Consider the following 10,358-nt stretch of genomic DNA (forward strand, 5'->3'; position numbering starts at 1 on the left):
TCCGCTTATATCGATTCACTACGGGACACTATAAATTTCCCCCGGTAAAACAACAACGCTCATCAAAACGAAAGCGCTTTACCAAATTGCCCGATACCATAACCGTGAAAGCCGATGCTGAACAGCACCATCTTTCTGAAATCATTATGCTGAGTTACGCTGATGCAGCGAGGCGGAGACCTGCTGCAGTAAAGGCGGCATATCGAGACGCGGCAGCACCACTTCAACCAGTGAAAGACGGCGCGCATCGGCAATCAGCCTCATTACCTCCGTAAGCTGCACCGTCTCCAGCACGCGCCAGCTTTGGGCCGGACATGCGGTGCTCAGCGCCTGCGGTATTTGCGTCCAGTTCCAGGCGGCAATATCGTTATAGCGCTGGCTGGCGCCGTTAATCGCGCGTTCAACGGTATAGCCGTCATTATTTAATATAAAAATTAGCGGGTTCAGGTTATCGCGCATCATCGAGCTTAGCTCCTGTACCGTTAACTGCGCAGATCCATCGCCAATAATCAGGATCACCCGCCGTTCAGGTTCTGCCGTTTGAGCGCCGAAGGCCGCCGGCAAAGTATAGCCGATAGATCCCCATAGCGGCTGCACCACCAGCTTCGCGCCCGACGGCAGACGCAGCGCCGCCGCGCCAAACGCTGCGGTGCCCTGCTCCGCCACAATCAGATCGCCCGGCCGCAGAAAATCCTGTATCGCCTGCCAGAACGCATTTTGCGTCAGGCCAGGCCGATCGTCCGTGACCAGCGGCGCGGGCTGGCAATGGTCCAGCGTCCAGCGGGCGGCGTAACGCTGGCAGAGCTGCTGTAGTTCCTCAATCACCCTGGACATCGGCAGCGCATCAAATGTCTGTCCGGCGACCGTTACGCTAAACGGCTGCACGTCGATCGTTTTTGCCGCCTCTATTTGCTGGGTAAAACCGACCGTAATGGTATCGGTGAACCGTACGCCGATAGTGAGAATAACGTCCGCCTGCTCAATCACCCGACGCGTCCCGGCGGCGCAGCCTTCCCCGGCGTAGGTTCCGGCAAAGCCGTAGCGCTGTTCATCCAGCACGCCTTTTCCCATCAGCAGCGTGGCATGCGGTAGCGGAACCGCCTCCAGCCAGTGCGCCAGCTGCTGCCGTACGCCAAAGCGATCGGCCAGAAAATCTGCCAGCAGCGATACGCTGCGCGCGCCTGAAAGCAGCGTTTCCGCCGCGCTGCGGAAAGCCTGCAGCGCCTGAGCATCGGGCTGCGACTGGATAGTCAACGGCCGATCGGGCGCACGCGCGGCGCGCCGGCGACATCCACCGGCAGCAGCAAATAGCCCGGCCGCCGTTGCGTCAGCGTTTCACGAATGACCCGATCAATCTCATCGCTGGCGTTTTCAGCGGTAAGCGTCGCCTGGGCCACCGTGACCTCTCGCTGCATCCTTAAAAAGTGGCCGAAATCACCATCGCCCAGCGAATGATGAATAAGATCGCCGCGCTGCTGCGCAGATAAAGAAGGCGCGCCGACAATATGGATCACCGGCAGATATTCCGCGTAGCTGCCCGCGATGCCGTTAATTGCGCTTAGCTCACCCACGCCAAAGGTGGTCAGCAGCGCGGCGGGACGACCGCTACGCGCGTAGCCATCTGCGGCGTAGGCGGCGTTGAGCTCATTGGCGCAGCCTACCCATGCCAGACGCGGATGGGCGATAACCCGATCGAGAAACGCCAGATTAAAATCCCCCGGCACGCCAAACAGATGATCGATACCGATTTCATTCAGCCGCTGTAGCAGATAATCACTTACCGTTAAGCCAGACATAGCAGACTCCTTGCGTAACCAGGTCATTTCAGTATCGATTATTCTGTCGGCGCGTCGACATACGATATTGTTATCTTATGTCACGATGTGGCAAGCGCACGTTACGCCTGAGGATTTTTCTGTAATTGCGATGCGCCCCGCGCCTTTCCTCCTGTGTAAACGTATACACTGCTAAGCTGCCTGTTTAACGCCTTATTTTTTCAGGGAACCGCCATGCAATATCAACCCGCCGCTGAGCGTTATCAGCAGATGGAGTATCGTCGTTCTGGCCGCAGCGGCCTTAAGCTGCCCGCAATTTCCCTTGGGCTGTGGCATAACTTCGGCGACAGCACGCGCACAGACAATAGCCGCGCCCTGCTGCGTCACGCCTTTGACTGCGGCATTACGCATTTTGATCTGGCCAATAATTACGGCCCGCCGCCGGGTTCGGCGGAGGAAAATTTTGGCCGGATTTTACGGGAAGATTTTCACGCCTGGCGCGATGAGCTGATTATCTCGACCAAAGCGGGCTACACCATGTGGGATGGGCCGTACGGCGATTGGGGTTCGCGTAAATATCTGATCTCCAGCCTCGATCAAAGCCTGAAGCGCATGGGGCTGGAATATGTCGATATTTTTTATCACCATCGGCCCGATCCGGAAACGCCGCTGGAAGAGACGATGATGGCGCTGGATCAGGTGGTTCGTCAGGGCAAAGCGCTGTATGCCGCTATCTCTAACTATCCCGCCGGGCAGGCGGCGGCAGCGTTTAAAATTCTGCGCGAGTTGGGTACGCCGTGCCTGATCCATCAGCCGAAATACTCGCTGTTTGAGCGTCAGCCGGAAGAAGGCCTGTTGGATGTGCTGCAGCGCGTCGGCGTAGGCTGTATCGCCTTTTCACCGTTGGCCGGCGGCGTATTGACCGATCGCTATCTGCACGGCATACCGGAAGATTCCCGCGCCGCCAGCGGCAGCCGTTTTCTGACTGCCGGGCAGCTGACGGCAGATAAAATGCATAAGGTGCAGCAGCTCAACGCCATCGCGCAACGCCGTGGACAGAAACTGGCGCAAATGGCGCTGGCCTGGGTGCTGCGTCAGCCAGCAATGACCAGCGTGCTGATCGGCGCCAGCAAAACCAGCCAGATCGACGATGCGGTACAGATGCTGCAGCAAAGCCGCCTTAGCGCGGAAGAACTGCAGGAAATTGAGTCCCTGTTGCGTTAACCTCTCCTCTGGCTGCGGCAGCGCAGCCAGAAAAATCCCAATCCAGATTATCCTTAACTTTTTCAGAAACCCGCCGATGTTATGCCAGAGCTTTCTTTATATGCTGGCGCCACAGTGCTGCTGTTTGCGCACTGATAAGGAGAAATATGAAACGTGCCATTATTTTTGCCGCTTTGCTGGCAAGCTTATCCCCTTTTGCTACACACACCGCACGGGCCGATAGCGCCACAATTACCCTGGCTCCAGGCGTGACGCTGCAACTGGGCGATCGCGATCGCCACGGTCAATACTGGGATGGCGGACGCTGGCGCGACGGGCGCTGGTGGCACGATCGCTATGAGTGGCAGCAGGGCCGTTGGTGGCGTCATGAGCAATGGCGACGCCATCATGACTGGAAACGCCAGCAGTGGCAGCGTGAGCGGGATTGGCGACATCATGAGCGCGCCCGTGAACATGAACATCGTCGCTGGGAAAAACAACATCACCATGACTAATCGCCTGCCGCCCTTCAGCGGGCGGCCAGTAAAGTATGGTTCGATGATGGTTCTGTAAAAAAATAAGCGCCGTCGTTACGGCGCTTAGTTTCAACCAGGGCCCAGCGCTTCCCCGATCAGCAGGTAAATATTCAGTGCGACTACCAGCGCGACAATCACCCAGCCTGCGATTTGCATGGCACGTGAGTTAGTCATATCTCCCATCAGCTCCTGCTTGCCGGTAAATACCAGCAGCGGTATCAGCGCCAGCGCAATACCAAAGCTCAACAGCACCTGACTCATGATCAGAATGCGCGTGGGATCCCAGCCCAACATGATGACCACAAAAGAAGGCAGCATGGTGATAGTCCGGCGCAGCCACAGCGGAATATAAAAGTGGATAAAGCCCTGCATCACTACCTGCCCCGCCAGCGTCCCGACAACCGTGGAGGAGAGACCCGCCGCGACCAGGCTTAGACCAAAGACTAACGCCGCGGCATTGCCCAGCAAAGGCTTCAGCGTCAGGTAAGCCTGATCGAGATCCGCCACGCCGAAATGACCGTTGAAATGAAAGGCCGCCGCCGCCGTTGCCATCATCGCCAGATTAACAAAACCGGCAATGGTCATGGCAATCGCCACGTCCAGCTTGGTGGAGGAGTAACGCTCACTGCGCGAGCTGCCGCGTCCGCCATTTTGCGTCAGGGAAGAGTGCAGATAAATCACGTGCGGCATAATGGTTGCGCCCAGCACGCCCGCCGCGAGGTACACCGCGTCAGCCGACATCAGCGAAGGCAGCGCCATTCCGCGCACCAGCTCGCTCATTTGCGGCTGGGAAAAGAACAGCTCAACGATATAGGCGGCGGCAACAAACAGCAGCAGCCCACCGATAACCAGTTCCAGCGGCTTTTGTCCGCGACTTTGCAGCATTAAAATTAAAAAGGTGGCGATGCCGGTAAGTACCGCGCCCTGTAACAGCGAGATACCCAGCAGCATTTTAAAACCGAGCGCGGCGCCGATAAACTCTGCCAGATCGGTCGCCATGGCGATAATTTCCGCCTGCACCCAGTAAAACCAAACTGCCGGGCGCGGAAAGCGATCGCGAATATGTTCAGCGAGATTTTTGCCGGTGGCGATGCCCAGCTTGGCGGACATCAGCTGGATAATCGTTGCCATAATATTGGCCCATACCACCACCCACAGCAGCTTATAGCCGTAGGATGCGCCCGCCTGAATATTGGTGGCAAAGTTACCAGGATCGATATAGCCAATTGCCGCAATAAAAGCCGGCCCCAGCAAAGCCAGCTTTATCTTACGGGCTCCGCGTGCTGCTCGTTCCGCGGTGCGGCTTTCTAACATAGTCATTATCCTGTCTGGAAGTTATGTTGCCCTTACAGCTTAAAGGGAGTTAAGCCCAGGTAAAATAGGGTTGTCGTTATCGCTGTGATAGCCCGCGCTATAAAGTATAGCAAAGGCTATATTTTTGTTCACAATAGCCAACTGTTTAAAAAACATCAACCCACTAACTGTAGGCCAACCCGAAAATGTTAACAATACGGATGTGTTTTTTTTAATCAGTGTTACAGTTGTGATCGGACTGACTTTTCTGATGCGCGGTACGACAGGCAATTGTTATATTGTGGACTTGATCTCGTTTTTACGCTCGGTGTTACATAGAATACGCAGCGAAATATAACCTGCCTCAAATTTGGAGCATACATGTCCCGCATTTTGCATTTTGTTCTGGCGCTGGTGGTGGTTACGTTACTGGCATTGCTGGTAAGCCACGATCGTAAAAGTATCCGCGTCCGTTTTATCATACAGCTGTTGGTGATTGAGGTTCTGCTTGCCTGGTTCTTCCTTAACTCAGAAGCTGGCCTGGGATTCGTGAAAGGCTTTGCCGGCCTGTTTGATTATCTGCTGAAATACGCTGCTGAAGGGACCAACTTCGTATTCGGTGGGATGAATGATAAAGGTCTGGCGTTCTTCTTCCTGAATGTTCTCTGCCCTATCGTCTTTATCTCCGCCCTGATTGGTATTTTGCAGCATTTTCGCATTCTGCCTATCGTTATTCGCGCTATCGGCACGGTACTGTCGAAAGTCAACGGCATGGGCAAGCTGGAATCCTTTAACGCGGTCAGCTCACTGATTTTGGGACAGTCAGAAAACTTTATCGCCTATAAGGATATTCTGGGTCAGATGTCGCAGCGCCGGATGTACACCATGGCCGCAACCGCGATGTCTACCGTCTCCATGTCTATCGTGGGGGCCTATATGACTATGCTGCAGCCTAAATATGTGGTGGCCGCGCTGGTGCTGAATATGTTCAGTACCTTTGTCGTGCTGTCATTGATTAACCCTTATCGTATCGATAGCGAAGAAGATTTACAGCTGAACGACCTGCATAAAGACCAAAGCTTCTTTGAGATGCTGGGCGAATATATTCTTGCCGGTTTCCGCGTGGCGATTATCGTTGCGGCGATGCTGATTGGCTTTATTGCGCTGATTTCCGGAATTAACGCACTGTTTGACGCTATTTTCGGCATCAGCTTCCAGGGCGTGCTGGGCTACGTCTTCTTCCCCTTCGCCTGGGTGATGGGCGTACCTGCCAGCGAAGCGCTGCAGGTTGGCAGTATTATGGCGACCAAGCTGGTTTCCAATGAGTTTGTGGCCATGATGGATCTGCAAAAAATTGCCGGACATCTTTCTCCACGCGGTGAAGGCATTCTTTCAGTGTTCCTGGTCTCTTTTGCTAACTTCTCTTCTATCGGTATCGTTGCTGGTGCGATCAAAGGTTTGCATGAGGAACAGGGCAACGTGGTGTCACGCTTTGGCCTGAAGCTGCTGTATGGCTCTACGCTGGTCAGCGTGTTGTCTGCTTCCATTGCCGGGCTGGTGCTTTCCTGATCGCCTCAGCTACGATAAAAAACCGGGCCTGGCCCGGTTTTTTTATGCGCGCGGTTAAGGCATTTAAACAGACGGCGATAAGCAGATAAGCAGATAAGCAGATAAGCAGATAAGCAGATAAGCAGATAAGCAGATAAGCAGATAAGCAGATAAGCAGATAAGCAGATAAGCAGATAATAACAACTGGAAAGAAAGAGAAAGTAAAACCGAAAGGAAAATGGTGGAGATAAGCGGGATCGAACCGCTGACCTCTTGCATGCCATGCAAGCGCTCTCCCAGCTGAGCTATACCCCCACATCAGATGATTACCGTTACCAAACCTGTTGGGATAAGATTTGGTGGAGCTAAGCGGGATCGAACCGCTGACCTCTTGCATGCCATGCAAGCGCTCTCCCAGCTGAGCTATAGCCCCATACCGGATAATCGTGTCGTGTTGACGGAGCGCATGATATGAAACCGCCTCCAGGGTGTCAACGGCAAATTCAAAAACTGTGTTTGATCGCTGAAAAAGACGTCAAACGGGATTTAACCTCGCCAGCGTTCAGGACCATTACTACCAGATAATCTTCCTTAAAATGCGCTTCTGACTGCTGACTATCACGTGGGTTGCCGTTGCGGAAAGATTTATTACTGGCTGGACCTGCCAACATCCGCTCCGTTGTTAATTTTGCGTTAATGTATTTATAAAATGTTGCTTGTTATTGTTAATCTGCTATGCAAAACTTCGCGCGCTAATTAATTTATTGGTTGATCGAATCCGCCCTGGCTGCGTCCTGCCGCCGACGAGAAGCGAAAGCCACCATCCCTCTTTTTTGACTAACACCAGAGCTATTATGTCCTTGCATTCACCTAAAGAAATCGCTGCCATTGCTATTCAGTCTGGCGTGGCGAAAAGCCGTCTCTCCATTTCATCCCTGTTAATTCTTGGCTTTATGGCTGGCGCATTTATTGCGACCGGTTTTCTGCTCGATCTACACGTGATTAATAAGCTGCCAGCGGACTGGGGTTCTTTCGGCGGCTTCCTTGGCGCTGCCGTCTTCCCGGTTGGCCTGATCCTGACTATTCTTGCCGGTGGCGAGCTGCTGACCGGCAATATGCTGGCGTTACCTATTGCCTGGTTCGCCCGCCAGGTAAGCGGCTTCAGCGTACTGCGTAATTGGTTCTGGGTCACCATCGCTAACTTTATCGGCAGCGTGGCCGTTGCCTGGTTTTTTGGTCATGTTCTTGGCATGACCGAAGGCGATTACCTGAATAAAACCGTGGCGATCGCCACTGCAAAAGTTAATGCAGATTTTATGCACGCTTTTATCTCCGGCATCGGCTGTAACTGGCTGGTCTGCCTTGCCATCTGGCTGGCCTTCGCCAGTAAAGATATGGTAGGCAAAATCTTCGGCGCCTGGTTCCCGGTGATGGCATTTGTGGCTATCGGCTTTCAGCACGTGGTTGCCAATATGTTTATCGTTCCGGCGGCGATCTTTGCCGGTCAGCTTAGCTGGGCCGAATATGTGCCGAACTTTATCGCCGTCTTTCTTGGCAATGGCGTTGGCGGTGCGGTTTTCGTCGGTCTCGCCTACTTCCTCGCTTTCCGTCCTGCTGTAGAAAGCGCCACAACTTCACGTTGATCTAACCTGTCCTCTGCCCGCGGGCGGTGGACATAACCTTTTCCGTTAGTGAGCTACGTTAGTTAATCGCGTGACGTTTTCATGTAATATATTTGCCTGTTGCTTAAGTTTACAGGGAATGAAACGTGAAAGAGGAATGGTTAACGCCGGATGAGCTTGCCCAACGGACAGGCTATACGCGTCAGACAATCAACAAATGGATTAAGCGCGAGCACTGGATAACGAAGCCCAAGCCCGGCGTACAAGGTGGTAAAGCGCGCGTGGTAAAAATCGATGAAAGGGTAACGGCCTTTCTGGACGATACGCGCCATGCTGCGGAACCGGCTGGCGCCTATCTGGCAAGATCCAATACGCTGTCCGCGCTGCTGAGTTCTTTTGTTCAACAGATGACAACGCAAGAACAGGAAGACCTGGAAAAATGGCTGCTGCGTGAAGGTGTTAAAGGACTTCTTCAGCGGCTGGACATTGACAGCAAGTAAAAAAAACCGGAAGCATGCTTCCGGTTTTTTTATGTCTCGCGAAAGGGATTTAGCCCTGAGCTTCACGCTCGCTAATAAAGGTCAGCGCTTTTTCAATACGCGCCACGGCACGGGAACGGCCGATCGCCTGCACCGTCACGTCCAGCGCCGGTGACTGCCCTGCTCCGGTTACCGCCACGCGCAGCGGCATCCCCACCTTGCCCATGCCCACTTCCAGCTCGTCTGCCGTCGCCTGAATAGCATGATGAATATTTTCCGCCGTCCAGTCGCTAATGGCCGCCAGTTTATCACGCACCGCTTCCAGCGGCTGACGCGCAACCGGGCGCAGATGTTTTTTCGCTGCATCCGCATCAAAGGTCTCGAAGTCTTCATAGAAATAGCGGCAGCTGGTGGCCATTTCTTTCAGCGTTTTACAACGTTCGCCAAGCAGCTTCACCAGCTGCGCCAGTTCAGGACCGGTACGGGTATCGATTTGCGCCTGCTCAATGTGCCATTGCAGATGCGTAGCGACATATTCCGGCGGCAGACTATTAATGTAGTGATGGTTCAGCCACTGCAGCTTCTCGGTGTTGAAAGCGCTGGCGGATTTGCTGACCGCATCCAGAGAAAACAGCTGTTTCATCTCTTCAATCGTGAAAATCTCCTGATCGCCGTGGGACCAGCCCAGACGCACCAGATAGTTAAGTAGCGCTTCCGGCAGATAGCCATCGTCACGATACTGCATTACGCCTACTGCGCCGTGACGCTTGGAGAGCTTTTTCCCATCGTCGCCCAGGATCATGGAAACGTGCGCGTACACCGGCACCTGCGCGCCGATCGCCTGCAGAATATTAATCTGACGCGGCGTGTTATTGATATGGTCTTCGCCACGGATCACATGGGTGATGCCCATATCCCAGTCATCGATTACCACACAGAAGTTATAGGTCGGCGAGCCATCGGTACGACGAATAATCAGATCGTCCAGCTCCTGATTACTGAATTCGATCGGGCCACGGATCCGATCGTCAAACACCACGGAACCTTCCTGCGGGTTACAAAAACGCACCACGTGCGGTTCATTATCAGCATGATGTTCATGGCTGTCACGGCAGCGACCGTCGTAGCGCGGTTTTTCTCCGTTCGCCATTTGCGTTTCGCGCAGCTGCTCCAGACGTTCTTTAGAGCAGTAGCATTTATAGGCCGTACCCGCTTCCAGCATCTCGTCAATCACCGCGTTGTAGCGATCGAAACGTTTGGTCTGATAATACGGACCCTCATCCCAGTCCAGATTCAGCCAGTTCATGCCATCCATAATGGCATCGATGGCCTGCTGCGTGGAGCGTTCCAAATCGGTATCTTCAATGCGCAGGACAAATTCACCGCCGTGATTACGAGCAAACAGCCAGGAATAGAGCGCGGTACGAGCGCCGCCAACGTGTAGATAGCCGGTCGGACTGGGCGCGAAACGGGTTTTGATTTTCATTGAGCTTGCCTTAGTGCGCAGATTTTCTGCGGAATGACAGAAAAGATGATTTTCATGCATTGTTTAAGTGCGCATATTCTATCATCTGCCCCTGATTCCTCAACGGCAAACCCGGTGTTGATGCGGCATGCTGCTGAATTTTCATGCGCCCGGATGCTCGTTTCGGCTAAAAGCGCGACACGCTGCCTAATTTTAAGACGAACAAACATTTTCGTTTTAAAAAGCGTTGACTCGATGCCAACTCTCCCTATAATGCGACTCCACACAGCGGGGGTGATTAGCTCAGTTGGTAGAGCACCTCCCTTACAAGGAGGGGGTCGGCGGTTCGAGCCCGTCATCACCCACCATCTTTAAGATGGCCCGCAGTGTAAGACAGATGATAAAAGATGGGTGATTAGCTCAGTTGGTAGAGCACC

General features: G+C 53.7%; 7 protein-coding genes, 3 tRNA genes and 1 pseudogene. 6 read left to right on the forward strand and 5 right to left on the reverse strand.

Annotated features, from left to right (window positions below; translation table 11 throughout):
• Nucleotides 1-144 precede the first annotated feature (144 nt).
• A pseudogene (locus COO59_RS17750) lies at nucleotides 145-1,796 on the reverse strand (alpha-keto acid decarboxylase family protein).
• Between the two features lie 213 nt (nucleotides 1,797-2,009).
• Here COO59_RS17750 and mgrA point away from each other — a divergent pair.
• Together mgrA and COO59_RS17760 are read left to right on the forward strand one after the other, a co-directional pair.
• Nucleotides 2,010-2,999 carry an L-glyceraldehyde 3-phosphate reductase gene (mgrA, locus tag COO59_RS17755; RefSeq protein WP_103061060.1) on the forward strand — a complete coding sequence of 330 codons (990 nt, stop codon included), beginning with the start codon at nucleotides 2,010-2,012 and terminating at the stop codon, nucleotides 2,997-2,999.
• A 146-nt stretch (nucleotides 3,000-3,145) separates the two neighbouring features.
• Nucleotides 3,146-3,493 carry a DUF2502 domain-containing protein gene (locus COO59_RS17760; protein WP_103061061.1) on the forward strand — a complete coding sequence of 116 codons (348 nt, stop codon included), beginning with the start codon at nucleotides 3,146-3,148 and terminating at the stop codon, nucleotides 3,491-3,493.
• A gap of 90 nt (nucleotides 3,494-3,583) precedes the next feature.
• Here the strand turns inward: COO59_RS17760 and COO59_RS17765 are convergent, their stop codons facing one another.
• Nucleotides 3,584-4,828, reverse strand: coding sequence for an Nramp family divalent metal transporter (locus tag COO59_RS17765; protein WP_103061062.1), 1,245 nt, complete (start codon nucleotides 4,826-4,828; stop codon nucleotides 3,584-3,586).
• Nucleotides 4,829-5,188: 360 nt separating this feature from the next.
• Between COO59_RS17765 and COO59_RS17770 the strand changes: the two genes are divergently transcribed.
• Nucleotides 5,189-6,376, forward strand: a complete 1,188-nt coding sequence (locus tag COO59_RS17770) for a NupC/NupG family nucleoside CNT transporter (protein WP_103061063.1) — start codon at nucleotides 5,189-5,191, stop codon at nucleotides 6,374-6,376.
• A 218-nt stretch (nucleotides 6,377-6,594) separates the two neighbouring features.
• On the opposite strand, the gene COO59_RS17775 is transcribed toward COO59_RS17770, so the two are convergent.
• Nucleotides 6,595-6,670, reverse strand: a tRNA-Ala gene (locus COO59_RS17775).
• A 42-nt stretch (nucleotides 6,671-6,712) separates the two neighbouring features.
• Nucleotides 6,713-6,788: transfer RNA gene (locus tag COO59_RS17780), tRNA-Ala, on the reverse strand.
• 421 nt (nucleotides 6,789-7,209) lie between these two features.
• Between COO59_RS17780 and COO59_RS17785 the strand changes: the two genes are divergently transcribed.
• Nucleotides 7,210-7,998 carry a formate/nitrite transporter family protein gene (locus COO59_RS17785; RefSeq protein WP_103061064.1) on the forward strand — a complete coding sequence of 263 codons (789 nt, stop codon included), beginning with the start codon at nucleotides 7,210-7,212 and terminating at the stop codon, nucleotides 7,996-7,998.
• 125 nt (nucleotides 7,999-8,123) lie between these two features.
• Nucleotides 8,124-8,477: a YfeC-like transcriptional regulator gene (locus COO59_RS17790; RefSeq protein WP_103061065.1), complete on the forward strand. Its 354-nt coding sequence runs from the start codon at nucleotides 8,124-8,126 to the stop codon at nucleotides 8,475-8,477.
• A 49-nt stretch (nucleotides 8,478-8,526) separates the two neighbouring features.
• Here COO59_RS17790 and gltX read toward each other — a convergent pair whose 3' ends face one another.
• A complete protein-coding gene (gene gltX / locus COO59_RS17795; RefSeq protein ID WP_103061066.1) occupies nucleotides 8,527-9,942 on the reverse strand; it encodes a glutamate--tRNA ligase in 1,416 nt (471 codons plus the stop codon).
• Between the two features lie 271 nt (nucleotides 9,943-10,213).
• Between gltX and COO59_RS17805 the strand changes: the two genes are divergently transcribed.
• A tRNA-Val gene (locus tag COO59_RS17805) sits at nucleotides 10,214-10,289 on the forward strand.
• The last annotated feature ends 69 nt before the right edge of the window (nucleotides 10,290-10,358 follow it).

Source organism: Mixta theicola, from assembly GCF_002895925.1.
Lineage (GTDB): Bacteria > Pseudomonadota > Gammaproteobacteria > Enterobacterales > Enterobacteriaceae > Mixta > Mixta theicola.